This window comes from Arthrobacter sp. FW306-06-A, from assembly GCF_021870055.1.
GTDB lineage: Bacteria > Actinomycetota > Actinomycetes > Actinomycetales > Micrococcaceae > Arthrobacter.
This window is the reverse complement of sequence record NZ_CP084552.1, coordinates 2450312-2466163: the sequence shown is the minus strand read 5'-3', so window position 1 is coordinate 2466163 and position 15852 is coordinate 2450312. Positions and strand designations below refer to the sequence as shown.

The 15852-nt window shown below is 66.0% G+C and carries 15 protein-coding genes; 12 read left to right on the top strand and 3 right to left on the bottom strand.

Features of this window, described 5'->3' with window-relative positions:
- Positions 1–18 precede the first annotated feature (18 nt).
- The 3 genes from LFT49_RS11320 (at position 19) to pdxS (ending at position 2283) form a co-directional block, all read left to right on the top strand.
- Positions 19–606: an HIT family protein gene (locus tag LFT49_RS11320; protein ID WP_236798490.1), complete on the top strand. Its 588-nt coding sequence runs from the start codon at positions 19–21 to the stop codon at positions 604–606.
- On the top strand, positions 596–1219 hold the full coding sequence (gene pgsA / locus LFT49_RS11315) for a phosphatidylinositol phosphate synthase (protein ID WP_236798489.1): 624 nt from the start codon (positions 596–598) through the stop codon (positions 1217–1219). Before LFT49_RS11320 ends, pgsA begins: the two co-directional genes overlap by 11 nt.
- 137 nt (positions 1220–1356) lie before the next feature.
- Complete coding sequence (pdxS, locus tag LFT49_RS11310; protein ID WP_141181666.1) at positions 1357–2283, top strand: pyridoxal 5'-phosphate synthase lyase subunit PdxS; 927 nt, start codon at positions 1357–1359, stop codon at positions 2281–2283.
- Positions 2284–2641: 358 nt separating this feature from the next.
- Here pdxS and LFT49_RS11305 read toward each other — a convergent pair whose 3' ends face one another.
- Positions 2642–4654 (bottom strand): M3 family metallopeptidase, encoded by a 2013-nt coding sequence (locus LFT49_RS11305; protein ID WP_237428241.1) that lies wholly within the window; start codon positions 4652–4654, stop codon positions 2642–2644.
- Between the two features lie 168 nt (positions 4655–4822).
- On the opposite strand from LFT49_RS11305, the gene LFT49_RS11300 reads away from it, so the two are divergent.
- Complete coding sequence (locus tag LFT49_RS11300; protein ID WP_237428240.1) at positions 4823–6196, top strand: ferredoxin reductase family protein; 1374 nt, start codon at positions 4823–4825, stop codon at positions 6194–6196.
- A gap of 16 nt (positions 6197–6212) precedes the next feature.
- Here the strand turns inward: LFT49_RS11300 and LFT49_RS11295 are convergent, their stop codons facing one another.
- Together LFT49_RS11295 and LFT49_RS11290 are read right to left on the bottom strand one after the other, a co-directional pair.
- A complete protein-coding gene (locus tag LFT49_RS11295; protein ID WP_237428239.1) occupies positions 6213–6968 on the bottom strand; it encodes a type 1 glutamine amidotransferase in 756 nt (251 codons plus the stop codon).
- Complete coding sequence (locus tag LFT49_RS11290; protein ID WP_237428238.1) at positions 6965–8257, bottom strand: Mur ligase family protein; 1293 nt, start codon at positions 8255–8257, stop codon at positions 6965–6967. The genes LFT49_RS11295 and LFT49_RS11290 overlap by 4 nt, the downstream gene beginning before the upstream one ends.
- A 90-nt stretch (positions 8258–8347) precedes the next feature.
- Between LFT49_RS11290 and pdxT the strand changes: the two genes are divergently transcribed.
- From pdxT to secF, 8 genes are all read left to right on the top strand, one after another.
- Positions 8348–9058 (top strand): pyridoxal 5'-phosphate synthase glutaminase subunit PdxT, encoded by a 711-nt coding sequence (pdxT, locus tag LFT49_RS11285; protein ID WP_236798484.1) that lies wholly within the window; start codon positions 8348–8350, stop codon positions 9056–9058.
- A gap of 3 nt (positions 9059–9061) precedes the next feature.
- The gene (locus LFT49_RS11280) at positions 9062–9817 is read left to right on the top strand and encodes a YebC/PmpR family DNA-binding transcriptional regulator (RefSeq protein WP_236798483.1); all 756 of its coding nucleotides are present in this window, start codon (positions 9062–9064) and stop codon (positions 9815–9817) included.
- A gap of 65 nt (positions 9818–9882) precedes the next feature.
- Positions 9883–10461, top strand: coding sequence for a crossover junction endodeoxyribonuclease RuvC (gene ruvC, locus LFT49_RS11275; protein WP_159631890.1), 579 nt, complete (start codon positions 9883–9885; stop codon positions 10459–10461).
- Positions 10462–10549: 88 nt separating this feature from the next.
- Complete coding sequence (gene ruvA / locus LFT49_RS11270; protein WP_236798482.1) at positions 10550–11194, top strand: Holliday junction branch migration protein RuvA; 645 nt, start codon at positions 10550–10552, stop codon at positions 11192–11194.
- Entirely contained in the window at positions 11187–12272 is a 1086-nt protein-coding gene (gene ruvB, locus LFT49_RS11265) for a Holliday junction branch migration DNA helicase RuvB (RefSeq protein WP_236798481.1), read from the top strand. The genes ruvA and ruvB overlap by 8 nt, the downstream gene beginning before the upstream one ends.
- Positions 12273–12481: 209 nt before the next feature.
- On the top strand, positions 12482–12895 hold the full coding sequence (yajC, locus tag LFT49_RS11260; RefSeq protein ID WP_237428237.1) for a preprotein translocase subunit YajC: 414 nt from the start codon (positions 12482–12484) through the stop codon (positions 12893–12895).
- A gap of 99 nt (positions 12896–12994) precedes the next feature.
- Positions 12995–14752: a protein translocase subunit SecD gene (secD, locus tag LFT49_RS11255; protein ID WP_237428236.1), complete on the top strand. Its 1758-nt coding sequence runs from the start codon at positions 12995–12997 to the stop codon at positions 14750–14752.
- A complete protein-coding gene (secF, locus tag LFT49_RS11250) occupies positions 14752–15768 on the top strand; it encodes a protein translocase subunit SecF (protein WP_237428235.1) in 1017 nt (338 codons plus the stop codon). Before secD ends, secF begins: the two co-directional genes overlap by 1 nt.
- Positions 15769–15852 lie beyond the last annotated feature (84 nt).

Below are 15852 nucleotides of genomic sequence, written 5' to 3'. Positions count from 1 at the left end.
CCGAACGGAAGCAACACAGTGCAGGAGAACACAGGCGCAGGTTATCCAGGCGATGCCGGCGTTACCGACGATTTTGCCCTCGCCGGTGTCCCGGACGCCTTCCAGCGCCTGTGGACTCCGCACCGCATGGCCTACATCAAGGGCGGACAGCACCAGTTCAAGAACGAGAACGACTGCCCGTTCTGCGTGGGCCCCGGCCGCACCGACGAAGAGGCCCTCATCGTCCACCGCGGCCGCACCTGCTACGTGGTGCTCAACCTCTTCCCCTACAACCCAGGCCACCTGCTGGTCTGCCCGTACCGGCACATCCCGGACTACACGGACCTTACGGTTGACGAAACAGCAGAATTCGCCGACCTGACGCAGACGGCCATGCGGGTCCTGCGCAAGGTCTCCAATCCCGGTGGCTTCAACCTGGGCATGAACCAGGGAGTTGTGGGCGGTGCCGGGATCTCGGCGCACCTGCACCAGCACATCGTTCCGCGGTGGGGCGGGGACGGCAATTTCTTCCCCATCATCGCCCAGACCAAGGCCATCACGCAGACCCTTGACGAGGTCCGGCAGTTGGTGGCCGACGCCTGGCCCGGGGAGTCGGATGCTGAATAAGCATGCCCGCGGTTTCTTCACCGCCCTGTTTACCCCACTGGCCCGCTGGCTTCTGAAGATGGGTGTTTCCCCGGATGCGGTCACCATCCTTGGCACAGCAGGGGTTGCGGCGGGTGCCCTCGTGTTCTACCCGTTGGGCCAGCTCTTCTGGGGGACCCTCTTCATCACGGCGTTCATCTTCTCAGATGTCCTGGACGGCATCATGGCCAGAATGCAGGAGGTCAAGAGCCGCTGGGGGAACTTCCTCGATTCCACCTTGGACCGGATCGCCGACGGCGCCCTCTTCGCCGGTGTTTCCGTCTGGTTCTTCACCGGCGGCAACAACCCGCCCATCGCCGTCGCCGCCCTGCTGTGCCTTGTCCTGGGCATGGTGGTTTCCTACGCCAGGGCCAAGGCCGAGTCCCTGGGATTCACCGCCAACGTGGGAATCGCGGAGCGTGCAGAGCGCCTGGTATCCGTGCTGGTTGTCACCGGCCTGACCGGCCTTGGACTCCCGCCAGTGGTGCTCCTGGTCACGCTGGTGCTCCTGGCGCTGGCCAGCCTCATTACCGTGGTGCAGCGTGTACTCTCGGTGCACCGGCAGGCCTTGGCAGCGCCAACCTCCGCTGATTAAGCATGATTAAGCCGGTCCCGCGGCGGGGGACTAGTATATAAGTGCCCGGTCAAGGGACCCGGCAACCCGTGCGTGCACCTCCGGCAGCTGCCGCCGCATGCCCGGCGAAGATCATCTGTCTACCCATAGGGGTTTTTGTGTCTACACCTGATGTAAGCAACGAGGCCGGTTCGTCCGCGAGCAGCGTCACGGGCAGCAGCCGCGTGAAGCGTGGCATGGCCGAGATGCTCAAGGGCGGCGTCATCATGGACGTCGTCAACGTCGAGCAGGCCCGCATCGCCGAAGACGCCGGTGCCGTGGCGGTCATGGCGCTCGAGCGCGTTCCCGCCGATATCCGCGCCCAGGGCGGCGTGTCCCGCATGTCCGATCCCGACATGATCGACCAGATCATTGACGCCGTGTCCATCCCGGTCATGGCAAAGGCCCGCATCGGCCACTTTGTGGAGGCCCAGGTCCTGCAGTCCCTCGGCGTGGACTACATCGACGAGTCCGAGGTCCTGACCCCCGCCGACTACGTCAACCACATCGACAAGTGGAACTTCAAGGTTCCCTTCGTCTGCGGCGCCACCAACCTCGGTGAGGCCCTGCGCCGCATCAACGAAGGTGCGGCCATGATCCGGTCCAAGGGCGAGGCCGGCACCGGCGACGTCTCCAACGCCACCGGCCACATGCGCAAGATCCGCTCCGAGATCGCCAGGCTGTCCTCCCTGCCCGAGGACGAACTGTACGTCGCGGCCAAGGAACTTCAGGCCCCCTACGAACTGGTCAAGGAAGTCGCTGCTGCCGGCAAGCTCCCCGTGGTGCTGTTCACCGCAGGCGGCATTGCCACCCCCGCTGACGCTGCCATGATGATGCAGCTCGGCGCCGACGGCGTCTTCGTCGGCTCCGGCATCTTCAAGTCCGGCAACCCCGCCCAGCGCGCCGCCGCCGTCGTGAAGGCCACCACCTTCTTCGACGACCCCGACGTCATCGCCAAGGCCTCCCGCGGGCTGGGCGAAGCCATGGTAGGCATCAACGTCGACGAGATCCCCCAACCGCACCGTCTCGCTGAGCGCGGCTGGTAACTCACTACTCGTTTTGGCGCCTTGTCGGCGCCGGACGGCGCGATCCTCTGCGTGCTATCCCCGCGCTCCTTTGGCAGCTTTCGCGGCTGGCTGGGGCGCGGGGCCCCTTTACGCACGCTGCCGGACCGCACCGTCCGGCGCTTCGTGTCGCCAACCGCGGTGACTGACGACGCCGGTTCCTCACCTTCTTCTGGTGGGGGACCGGCGTCGTCCGTTTTTCAGGTCTCTTCTGGAACCGTCGATTGCTCCCCGCCGGCCCCCTAACCTTGCAAGCTCGGCCGGGGAACCCTGCCGACGTGGGCCCACGTACTTGTCGTTTTCGGGGCTCAGAACGACACTTGCTCAGCAATCGATGGGGTTAGTCGAGGCCGCGGCGCTTTAGCAGGGGCTCGAGCCTTGCTTCGCGGCCTCTCAGCGTGCGGAAGGAGTCCAGCGGGTCGCGGCTGTTGCCGCGGCTCAGGAGCTCCTGGCGGAAGCGTTCGCCGTTGCTCCTGGTGAGGCCGCCGTTCTCGGTGAACCAGTCCACCGTCTCGGCATCCAGCACTTCGCTCCAGATATAGGAGTAGTAGCCTGCCGCGTAGCCGGCGCCGGCGAAGATGTGCTGGAAGTAGCCGGTCCGGTAGCGGGGTGGAATCAGCGGGTGGGCAATTCCCGCCGCAGCGAGGGCCTTGGCCTCAAACTCCAAGGCATCCTCCGGCACCTCACCCGGCTCCAGCGTGTGCCAGGCGAGGTCCAGCAGGGCCGCGCCCAGGTATTCGGTGGTGGCGAAGCCTTCCCCCCAGAGGCGTGATTCGTTGAGCCGGTCCACAATCCCCTGCGGAAGCGGCTCCCCGGTGACGTGGTGGCGGGCGTAGTTCGACAGCACCTGCGGCCACATGATCCACATCTCGTTGACCTGCGACGGGTACTCCACGAAGTCCCTGGGCACGGAGGTGCCTGAGAAGCGGGGATACGTGACGTTGGAGAACAAGCCGTGCAGGGCGTGGCCGAACTCGTGGAACAGGGTCCGCAGCTCGTCCAGGGTGAGAAGCGTTGGCTCGCCCACCGGCGGCTTGGAGATGTTGAGCGTATTAGTCACCACGGGCTGCGTGCCGAGCAGGGCAGACTGCTCAACGAGCGAGTTCATCCACGCCCCGCCCCGCTTCGATTCACGCGCATAGTAGTCCCCGAGGAACAGGCCCAGGCTGGAACCGTCCTCATTCCGGACCTCCCAGATGCGCACATCCGGGTGGTAGGCCTGGAGATCCGCCCGCTCCTGGAAGGTGATCCCGTACAGCAATTTTGCGGCAAAGAACACGCCGTCGGTGATGACCCGGTCGAGCTCGAAATACGGGCGCAGGGCCTGTTCGTCGACGTCGTACTTCTCCCGCCGCACCTTTGCGGAATAGTAGGCCCAGTCCCATGCTTCCAGCGGGTGCCCGGCGACCTCGGCCAACGCGGCCGCTTCGGCATCCGCGTTACGGACGGCTGCCGGCGCCATTCGGTTGAGCATGGTCCGGACGGCCTCGAAGTCAGGCGCGGTCTGGCGGTCCGCGACAAGCTCGGCATAGTTGGCGAAACCCAGCAACTGTGCCTTTTCCGCCCGCAGCCCGGCCAGCTCGCGGGCCAGGTCCAGCACATCCAGGCTGCCGCCGTCACTGCCCCTGGCCACGGACGCTTCAAACAGGCGACGGCGGACGGCACGGTTCTCGAGCGAGGCCAGGGCAGGCTGGTTGCCCGGCTGGACCAGGGTGAGCAGGTATTTGCCCTCGTGCCCGGCGGCGCGGGCAGCTTCCGCAGCGCTGGCGACGTCATCGGCGGGCAGCCCCGCCAGGTCACGGACGTCCTCCACCAGCAGGGCAGCCGATTTCATGCCCTCTTTGACCCGCTGGCCGAACTCGGTGCCCAGCCGGGCCAGCCCGGCGTTAATTGCCCGCAGCCGTTCCTGGCCTGGGCCGTCCAGCTGGATGCCCGACTGGCGGAACTCCCTCAAGTACTCCTCTACCAGCCGGACGGATTCCGGATCACGACCGGCCGTATCAATGGCCGCAAAGCGCTCGAACAGCCTCCTGTTGAGGTAGACCTCGTCCTGGTGGGCAGAGAACCGCGGTGACAGCACCGTTTCGAGTTCCCTGATCTGCTCAGACGCGTCCGCCGAAACCAGGGTGAAAAACGCCGCGGCCGACCGGTTCAGGAGTTGTCCGGAGCGTTCCATGGCAAGGGCCGTGTTCTCAAACGTGGCCGGTTCGTCGTTGTCGGCGATGGCCTCGATTTCGTCCAGGTGCGCAGCCAGGCCTGCTTCGATGGCCTCACCGTATTGCTCCGGCGCGAGCGCCGCGAAAGGTGGAATGCCGTAGGGCAGGGGACTGGCAGTGAGGAGGGGGTTCGTCATGGGGTAAACCTTTCACAGCGGGGCACGCTTCTCAATTACCTGCCCATGGCGTCGTCCTCCCAGCCGGGATCCCTACAATTGCCGCTATGGAGTCCAGCCAGGACTGCAACCAGCGCGCCCAGCAGGGCAAAGTCCCAGTTCGGGTAACGACGAAGGAGACCAGGGTCCATGACCAAAAGTGGCACAAGGCCCGGGACCACCTTCCTGGGTGTACCGTTCCGGTGGCTGGGTCCGGGCGTGGTGATGGTGCTCGTGATGGCGTACGGCATCTTCTGGTACCTGGCTCGTCCGGGAAATGAGCCCGTTGCCGGTTACGTCGGGCAGCTCTTCGGCGGCGAATCCGTGCTGCTGTATTCGATCGCGCTGGTCCTGGTCAGTACCCTTCCCCTTGTCGAGCCTGTTTTCGGCGGCATCGACCACGCCGCCATCTGGCACCGCAGGGCGGCGATTACGGCAACCATCCTGCTGTTGCCGCACATCGAACTTGCGTCCAACCCGGAAGCCACCAGCCTGGGAAAAACCTTGGCCGTGGTGGCTATCTGCGGCCTCGCGGCGCTGGTGGTGTGGGCCATCCTGCCACGCTGGCGGACCATGCTTCCGGCACCCGTGCGGCGGCTGGTGGTCACCGCGCTTCAGTCCAAGCCGGTCCAGCTGGCCGCCCGCCTACTGGGCGGCTACGAGCGGTGGCGGGGCTTCCACCGCCTGACCGGCCTGTTCCTTGCGGCCGGATTCCTGCACGGCCTGCTCGATGCCAGCGCATTCGGTGCTGTACCCGGACTGCGGTGGAGCTACGTGGCCATCGGCGGAACGGGCCTGGCCTTCTATGCCTACCGCGAACTGCTGGCACGGCGCTTCCTTCCGCACCACGACTACCAGGTGGCCGGGGTCCGGCCTGTTGCTGCGGACCTGGTGGAGGTGGCGCTGCGACCCCTGGGCCGGCCGTTGGCCTTCAAGCCGGGCCAGTTCGCCATGGTTTACCTCGAAACGGCCGAGGGCTGGCAGCGCCATCCTTTCTCCATCTCCGGACCCGCCCCGGAGGGTGGAATCAGCATTACGGTGAAGGCCCTGGGCGACCACACGACCAGGCTTCCCGACGTGGTCCAGCCGGGCATGCCGGCGGTCGTGGGCGGTCCCTATGGTCGGTTTGACCGGCACCGTGGCACTGCCCACCAAGTCTGGATCGCGGGAGGAGTGGGGATCACGCCGTTCCTCAGTTGGCTGCGGTCCCTCGACGCGGAGCCTGACGGGCAACTGCAGCAAGAGGTCCACTTCTTCGTCACCTCGGCGGGACGTTCCCCATTCGCCGACGAGATTGCCGCCGTCGCCAGGAAGCATCCCCGGCTTACCGTACACCTGGTGGACACCGCCGCGGACGGACGGCTGACCCCGGAAGCGGTCCTGGCCTCAGTGGGCACCGAACCACGGCGGCTGTCGGTCTTCATGGGCGGCCCGGACGTCATGCTGCGGCAGTTCCGGAAAGCCTTCCAGGCGGCAGGCGTCCGCCGGGCAAACATCCACCGCGAGTACTTTCAGTGGCGTTGAGTACGGATACCGCAGCTCAGCGGGGGCGGCGGGCAGCGTGCTCCCGGGCGAGGACGGCGTAGGTGTCGTCCGGGTTGCCGGGGGAGAAGCTGCCGAATTTGCGCTCCGCAGCCGTCCGGATGAGGAAGTCCGCGATCGCCGGGTTCTTGGGCAACAGCGAGCCGTGCAGGTAGCTGGCCACGATGTTGCGGTAGCGGGCGCCCTCATGGCCATCGTTGCTGTTGTTCCCCATACCCTTGGGGACGGTGCCTAGCGGCCTGACACCGGCGCCCAGCGTCGTCTGTCCGCTGTGGTTCTCGTAGCCCAAAACCTCACCGAACTCTGGAGTGGAAATCTTGACGTTGCCGATCAGGCGCTCGTCGGTGCCGTGGGTTTCCACGTCCAGGACGCCGATACCCGGGATAACAGCGCCAGTGCGGGTCTTGAAGAAGCGGCCGAAGAGCTGGTACAGGCCGCAAATGAGCAGCATGGGCGCACCGTCCTCGGCCAACTCCTTGAGTTCTCCGGCCCGTGCCTGCAGGTCGTCCTGGATCACCAGTTGGCCGCTGTCCTGGCCCCCGCCTCCCACGATGATGTCCACGGCGTCAGGGAAGGGGTCGCCCACGTTGTACTCAAGCAGTTCGGGGGTGTACCCGTGCCAGGCGATGCGCCGCTGCAGGACCAGGGCATTCCCCCAGTCACCGTAGATGTTCATGTCGCGGGGGTACAACTGGACTACCCGGAGGGTGCCTTTGGACTGGGCGGCAGCCGCCGCTGCTTCTGCCGGATTCACGAGACAACCTCCACGGTGGTGATTTTGGACAGCTCGCGGCGAATGGCCAGCATCGCCGTGTAAGTGCAGAAGATCCGCTTTGGCTTGCCCCGGCCCTCCCTGACGAAGGCTGCGAGGGCGGCGGGGATCTCGGGCTCCACGGCCCCGACCTGGACGTCGTCGTACTGCAACCGCAGCGCCATGTCGTAGGCCCGGGACCCGGTGAGCAGCTCCACGCCGTCCTCCCGGAGGGAATCGAACTCCACGTCCCAGAGCCAGGACATGTCCCGGCCGTCGGCATAGTTGTCGTTGATCGCGATCATGGTGGCGTAACCGCCGGCAGGGAAGGATTTAAGTCCCAGCCGGAAACCGCTGGGGTTCTTGACCAACACCAGGTCCAGTGGCTGGCCGTCCACGGTGAGGCTTTCACCGCGCCCGAAGGCGGGGGCAACCTTGGACAACGCCTCGAGCAAGGTGGCGTGGTCCGCCGTCGCGGCGCCTGCCCCGCAGATGCTGCGAGCCAGGGTCAGGGCCGCGGACGCATTGAAGATGTTGTACACGCCGCGCAGCTTCATCGCTGTGGTGACCGTACCGCCGTCGTACTCAAACTCGGCACTCTCCGCGCCCACTTTCCGGAGCACGACGTCGGCGGCCGGCTTCTCCGGCAGGCCCGCCGGGGCGGGGCTTCCGGGAGCAGCCCGCATGTCGTCGTCATTGGGGAAGGTCGCCAGCAGGGAGTCGTCGAGGCCGAAGTACTTGACCTCCTGGCCCGTCAGGGTGTCTGCGATCCGTGCCACCCGCGGATCCTCGCGGTTGAGGACCACGGTTCCGGTGGTTTTGGCGGCAATGTGCTGCAGGAGCTGCGCGGTCTTGTCGATTTCGCCGAAGCGGTCCAGCTGGTCGCGCAGCACGTTAAGGAGCAGGCAGTAGCGCGGCGGGACACTGTTCACAAAATGCACCGCGTGGGCTTCGTCAAGCTCCAGGACGGCAATGTCCGCGTCCAGCCGGCCGCGCCAGTCCACTTCACCCAGGAGGGCCGCCGCCACGCCCCGCGTGAAATTGCTGCCGGTGCGGTTGGTGAAAACCTTCAGGCCCTGGCTCTCCAGCAGTTCCACCACCATCTTGGTGGTGGTGGTTTTGCCGTTGGTGCCGCTGACCACCGCCACACCGTGCGGCAGGGTGGTGAGCGTCCGCCGCATGAAGCCGGGGTCGATTTTCTCGACCACCAGGCCGGGCAGCGCGGACCCGCCGCCCCGCAGCCGGGACACCCTGCGGACCAGCTTGCCGAGCGGAACACTGTAGAAGACCATGTTTTGAATATATCCCAGCAGCGGCATGCAACCTTTGCCGGCAGGATGCCTGCGGCACCAGCCATACGGCCCGGGCCGTATGCTGGAAAGATGACAAACCCCCCATCTGCTGCCCAGGCGCGCGTGGGGTCAGGCCTGAAAATCGGTGTCCTGGCCCTCCAGGGCGACTTCCGTGAGCACCTGCGTGCCGCGGAAGCCACGGGCGCCCAAGGCGTGCCCGTGCGCCGCCCGGAGGAACTGGACGGCCTGGACGGCCTCATTATCCCCGGCGGCGAGTCCACCGCCATCGATAAGCTGGCCCGTGCCTTCGAGCTTGCCGATCCGCTCCGCAAATACATCGGCGAGGGCCTGCCCGTGTATGGCTCCTGTGCAGGCATGATCCTGCTCGCGTCCGACATCGCCGATCCGGCAACCGATCTCTCCGGTGCGCCGCAGCAGACCTTCGGCGGCCTTGACATTACTGTCCGCCGCAACGCCTTCGGCCGCCAGCGCGAATCCTTCGAAACCGACCTGGACTTCAAGGGCCTGGACTTCAGCGCCACCGAATCGGGCGTGGAACCGGTGCACGCAGTCTTCATCCGCGGGCCCTGGGTGGAACGGGTGGGAGAGGACGTGGAGGTCCTGGCACAGGTGGAACCGGCCGACCCCCACCATGCATCCCACGCCGCATCGCTGCCGGGGGCGGCTAGAATTGTGGCAGTGCGTTCCGGCCAGCTGCTGGCCACCTCCTTCCATCCGGAAGTGACCGGCGAGAAACGCGTACACGAACTTTTTATCCGAATGATCAGAGGAGAAGCGTAAAGCATGTCAGGCCACTCCAAATGGGCAACGACCAAGCACAAAAAGGCGATCATTGACAGCCGCCGCGCAAAGTCGTTCGCCAAACTGATCAAGAACATTGAAGTTGCCGCCCGGATGGGCGGACCGGACCTCGCCGGCAACCCCGGCCTGGAACTCGCCGTCACCAAGGCCAAGAAAACCTCGGTTCCCAACGACAACATCGACCGCGCCATCAAGCGCGGCGCCGGCCTCACCGGCGAAGTGGTGGACTACACCGAAATCATGTACGAGGCCCGCGGCCCGCAGGGCTCGGCCCTGCTGATCGAATGCCTTACCGACAACAAGAACCGGGCAGCATCAGAGGTTCGCCTGGCCATCTCCCGCAACGGCGGCACCATTGCCGACCCCGGCTCCGTCAGCTACCTCTTTACCCGCAAGGGCGTGGTGAACCTGCCCAAGAACGGCCTCAGCGAGGACGACGTCCTGATGGCCGTCCTCGATGCAGGTGCGGAGGAAGTCAAGGACAACGGGGAGACCTTCGAGATCCACTCGGAGCCGGGCGACCTGCAGGCCATCCGTGAAGCGCTGAAGGAAGCCGGCATTGAATACGACACGGACGAAGTGGAGTTCGTGCCCTCCATGCAGGTGGAGCTGGACGTTGACGGCGCCCGCAAGTTCCTGAAGCTCGCCGATGCCCTCGAGGACCTCGACGACGTCCAGAACGTCTACAGCAACGCCGACCTGAGCGACGACGTCCAGGCTGCCCTGGAATCCGAGTGACGTCCCACCTTGCCCGCTAGTCCGCAGGAATTTAAGTCGGGTTCCCCGGCCGAAGCGGAGTACAAATGACCCTCCGTGTCCTCGGTGTTGATCCCGGCCTCACCCGCTGCGGCATCGGCGTCGTGGACGTCGAACGGAACCGGCGCGCCAGCATGGTCGCCGTTGGCGTCGTGGGCACGTCCCCGGACGAGACCCTCGACCGCCGGCTGCTCGTGATCGCCACGGCCATCGACGAGTGGCTGGACCGCTACGAGCCGGAAGTACTCGCCGTCGAACGCGTTTTCTCGCAACTCAACGTGAGCACGGTAATGGGTGTCGCCCAGGCCTCCGGCGTGGTGATCGCGGCAGCCGCACGCCGGGGAATCCCGGTGGCGCTGCACACGCCGTCGGAGGTTAAGGCAGCCGTCACCGGCAGCGGGTCCTCCAACAAGGACGCCGTGACCAAACTGGTCACCAAGATCCTCCGGCTGGATGCCCCTCCGCGCCCCGCCGACGCGGCCGATGCACTGGCGCTGGCCATCACGCATGCGTGGCGCGCCGGCAGCGGTGCCGCCGTGGCCACCACCGGTCCCGGCAGCTCATCCCTGACGCCCGCCCAGCGCGCGTGGGCCGAAGCGGAGGCAAAGGCGCGCCGCGCACGCTGATTGTCCCTGCTGCTTGCTAGGGTATTCGTAGATATGTTCGGATAGCCGGGCCCCACGAACGGGCCCGCAGTACCACGGGAGCCCGGCCTTGATCAGTTTCCTCCGCGGAACGGTAGCGCACGTTGGCCTGTCAACGGCTGTGATTGACCTCAACGGTGCCGGGATGAGCGTCTATGCCACCCCGCAGACCCTTAGCCACCTCCGCGTCGGTGAAGAGGGCAAGGTGTTCACCTCGCTGATCGTGCGGGAGGACTCCCTAACGCTCTTTGGCTTTGCGGACGACGACGAGCGCGAGGTTTTCGAGGTTCTGCTCAGCGTCAGCGGAGTCGGGCCCCGGCTTGCCCTTGCTGTCCTGGCAGTCCATGACCCCGAAGCCATTAGGGTGGCGGCACACACGGGGGACAGCAAGACCTTCACCAAGGTCCCCGGCATCGGCCCCAAGGTGGCGGGCAGGATTGTGCTGGAACTCGCAGGGAAGCTCGTCCCGCAGGGGACAGCTCCAGCCCCCGGAGCCGGAACCCCTGCCGAGGCCGCCTGGAAGCCCCAGGTGGTGGCCGCAATGACCAGCCTTGGCTGGTCCGAGAAGGACGCGTCCACCAGTATCGACAAAGCCCTGGCCGACGAACCCGAAGTGTCATTCCGCGGCAACGTTCCCGAGATCCTCCGCACCACGCTCCGGTGGCTCGGCCAGGACGGCGCGCGCGCCGGCAACCGCGTAGGCACCCGTGGCTGAACCCTCACTGGTTGCCGCGGGAGAGGAGCCGGAAGAGCGCGCCATCGAGGCCGCACTGCGGCCCAAGAACCTGGACGACTTCGTTGGCCAGCACCGGGTGCGCAAGCAGCTGTCGCTGGTGCTGCAGGCCTCCCGGATGCGCGGGCGAACAGCGGACCACGTGCTGTTCTCGGGCCCGCCCGGCCTGGGCAAGACCACCCTTGCCATGATCGTCGCCGCGGAGATGAACGCGCCGCTGCGCCTCAGCAGCGGACCGGCCATCCAGCACGCCGGCGACCTCGCGGCCATCCTGTCCTCGCTGTCCGAAGGCGAGGTCCTGTTCCTCGACGAGATCCACCGCATGTCCCGTCCGGCGGAGGAAATGCTGTACATGGCCATGGAGGACTTCCGCGTCGACATTGTCGTGGGCAAGGGTGCAGGCGCCACTGCGATTCCCCTGGAACTGCCGCCGTTCACCCTGGTGGGGGCCACCACCCGTGCCGGGTTGCTCCCGGGACCGCTGCGCGACCGGTTCGGGTTCACCGGGCACCTCGAGTTTTACTCGGTTCCCGAGCTGGAGCTGGTTCTGCGCCGTTCCGCCGGGCTGCTGGACCTGAAGGTCAACTCCGCCGGATTCGCTGAGATCGCCGGCCGATCCCGCGGTACGCCGCGTATCGCCAACCGCCTGCTGCGCCGTGTCCGGGACTGGGCGCTGGTGCACGGCATCGAACAAATCGATGCAAGGGCCGCCTCCGCTGCCCTGGACATGTATGAAGTGGACAAGAAAGGCCTGGACCGGCTGGACCGGGCGGTCCTGGACGCCCTCATTACCAAATTCGGCGGCGGTCCCGTGGGCCTCTCCACCCTCGCTATTGCCGTGGGTGAGGAAACCGAAACGGTGGAAACCGTCGCCGAACCCTTCCTGGTCCGCGAAGGCCTGCTGGGCCGCACGCCCCGCGGCAGGATCGCGCTGGCGGCTGCGTGGACGCACCTTGGCTACGCCATCCCGTCCAACGTGTTCGCGCAGGAGCAGCTGGACCTTTTCGAGCCCGGCGGGGACGCTTCCGCGGCGGGGGAATGGGTCGCGGAGGGCCAATAGCAGGCTCCCTTCAGCTTTTCCCTTTAGACTGGTATGACGCCCGGCACGTTCGGGTCTTTGTTTCGCGGGTGGCCCTGACGCCCCCGTCGCTTGGGGAAGGAAAAGTCAGGCGCTCTGCCTGCATCACCAGCCCGCCCCGGCCGAAGCGAAGCCGACGTCGCTGGAAAACCAGCTGTACCAGAAAAAGAACGGAATTCCCCTTGGATCCAATGTCAATTCTCCTGTTCGTCATGCTCGGCGTGTTCATCTTCATGATGTTCCGCCGCAACAAGAAGACGCAGCAGCAGCAGGCAGAGCTCCAGTCGAAGTTTGGCCCGGGCGTGGAGGTCATGACCAGCTTTGGCCTTTTCGGCCGGATCGTGGACATCGACGAGGCCGACAACAAGGTCACGCTTGAACTTTCCCCCGGCAACCTGGCCACCGTCCACCGCCAGGCCGTCACCAAGGTCATCGAGCCTGCCGTGGAAACCACCCCTGAGGCCGAGCCCGCCGCTGCTTCCCCTGTGGTACCGGACGATGCGTCCTCCCTCACCACCCCGGAGACCGGGAGCACCGCCACCGGCGCGGAGACTCCGGAAGAAAACCTGAAGCGCTTCAACGACGAGGGCAAGAAGGACAGCTAGGCCCGCTGGCCCCTTTCCTCCCTCTACCGCTGCGGACCACCGCCGGCGCGGCCGTGGCCTGCGCCGGCGGTTCCTCCGCGAATAAGAGAAAGATCGACAATGGCACGAACTGGCCGCAAGAAGCCGGGGCTCCGCGTCCTGGTCTGGCTTGGCGTACTCCTGGCGGCGCTGACCGCCGTCCTGGCCGGCGGCACCATCGCCGGACAGGCCAGCTGGGCGCCCAAACTCGCCCTGGACCTGGAGGGCGGCACCCAGATGATCCTCGCCCCGAAGGTGGAGGGCGGATCGGACATCAACGAGCAGCAGCTCAACCAGGCCGTGGCGATCATCCGCCAGCGCGTTGACGGCTCGGGCGTCTCCGAAGCGGAAATCAGCACCCAGTCCGGGCGCAACGTGGTGGTCAGCCTTCCCGGCACGCCTTCCGCCGAAACCCGGAACCTGATCCAGGCCTCCGCGGACATGAATTTCCGCCCCGTGCTGCTCAATGGTGACGGCGCACCGGTGCCGCCGGAGTCGCAGACCCCTGAGACCCAGCTCCCCAAGCCGACGGCTGCCCCGGCGAACAGCAGCGACACCAACTGGATCACACCCGAGATCTACAAGCAGTTCGAGACACTTGACTGCAACAGCCCCGCAGCCGAGAAGTCCCAGCGGTCAGATCCCACCAAGCCGCTGGTCACCTGCGAGCCTGCCACCGACAAGTCCCCGGCGATCAAGTACATCCTGGGTCCCGTGGAGGTGAAGGGCAGCAACATCGTCACTTCGTCCTTCCAGCTGCAGCAGGGCGCCCAGGGCGCGGTCACCAATGAGTGGGCCGTCAACATCCAGTTCGACGCCGAAGGTACCGCGAAGTTCAAAGAGGTCACCGAGCGCCTGAACCAGTTCTACACGGCCGCCGGCGGGCAGTCGGGCAGCGACCCCAAGGCGCAGTTCGCCATCGTCCTGGACGACCAGGTCATCTCCGCGCCGCGTGCGCTGGCCGTCATCACCGACGGACGTCCGCAGATCACCGGCGGCTTCACCGAGCAGACCGCCAAGGCCCTGTCCGACCAGCTGAAGTTCGGCGCCCTTCCCATCAGCTTCGACATCCAGAGCGAGCAGCAGATTTCCGCCACGCTTGGTGGGGAACAGTTGCGCATGGGATTGTTGGCCGGCCTGATCGGGCTCCTGCTCGTGGTGGTCTACTCGCTGTTCCAGTACCGTGCCCTGGGCTTCGTCACCATTGCCTCCCTGGTGGTGGCCGGTGCCCTGACCTACCTGGCCATCGCCATCCTCGGCTGGACCGAGAACTACCGGCTGTCCCTTGCGGGCGTTGCGGGCATCATCGTGGCCATCGGCCAGACAGCCGACTCATTCATCGTCTACTTTGAGCGCATCCGTGACGAACTGCGTGAAGGGCGCGGCCTGGTGTCCGCGGTCGAAAACGGCTGGAAGCGGGCCAAGCGCACCGTCCTGGCTTCCAAGGCCGTCAACCTGCTGGCCGCGCTCGTCCTGTACTTCGTCGCCGTGGGCAACGTGCGCGGTTTCGCCTTCACCCTGGGCCTGACCGCCATTGCCGACCTCATCGTGGTGTTCATGTTCACCCACCCCACGCTGCAGCTTCTGGCCCGCACCCGTTTCTTCGGTGAAGGCCACAAGTTCTCCGGCCTGGACCCCGAACGGCTGGGCGCGGTGCCGCTGTACCGCGGCGCCGGGCGGATCCGTACTCCCGAGGAGCGGCCTGTGGTGGTCCGCAGCAAGAACGCCGGTGCTGCGGCCGAGGCCGAGCGCCGCATGACCATCGCCGAACGGCGCATGGCAGAAAAGCAGGAACAGCTGGCTGGCTCGTCCAAGACCTCCGCGAAGGAGAACAAGTAATGTCAGGCTTCTCCACTTTCGGCAACGAGCTTTACTCGGGCAAGCGCTCCTACGACTTCGTTGGCGCCAAGAAGATCTGGTTCATCATCGCCGCGGTGGGCGTGGCCCTGTCCATCATCATCCCGGTGGCCAAGGGCGGCTTCAACCTCGGTATTGAATTCCGCGGCGGCTCTGAATTCACGGTCTCCAACGTCAAGACCACCGATGCCGCCATCGGCGAGAAAGCCGTCACCGACGTTGTACCCGGCAGCGTTCCGCGCGTGGCAAACGTGGCCGGCAACACCATGCGCATCCAGACGGACAAACTGACGGACGACGAAACGCTCAAAATCAAGCAGGGCCTCACCAGCGCCTATGGCGTTACGGACAACGAGGTGACATCCACGTTCGTGGGCCCCACCTGGGGTGCTGACGTGACAAAGCAGGCACTTATCGGCCTGGTGGTGTTCGTGCTGCTGGCGGCCCTGCTCATGGCCCTGTACTTCCGTACCTGGAAGATGTCCCTCTCGGCCCTTGCCGGCATGGCGGTGACCATGTTCATCACCGCCGGGGTCTACGCCCTGAGCGACTTCGAGGTGACCCCGTCGGCCATCATCGGCTTCCTGACCGTCCTCAGCTACTCCCTGTACGACACCGTGGTGGTCTTCGACAAGATCCGCGAGAACACCTCCGGCATCGACGCGTCCACGCGCCGGACCTTTGCCGAGGAAGTCAACCTCGCGGTCAACCAGACGCTGGTGCGGTCCATCAACACCATGATGGTGGCCATCCTCCCCGTCGGAGCCATTCTGTTCATCGGTGCCGGACTCCTCGGCGCAGGAACGCTCCGCGACCTGTCCCTCGCCCTGTTCGTCGGGATCCTGATCGGCACCGCCGCGACGATCTTCGTGGCGGCGCCGATGTACGCCTGGCTCCGCCAGGGCGAACCGGATTTGGTCAAGCAGGCACGGCGCGTGGAGCAGCGCCGCGCCGGGGCTGCGGAGCGGTCAACGACGGCGACGCCGGCGCAAGCCTGACCGGCAACCGCGAAGCCTGACGGGGAACCACAGGCAGTTGTAAAGCCCTCAAGGGCCGGGTGATGCAGATATTGCGTCACCCGG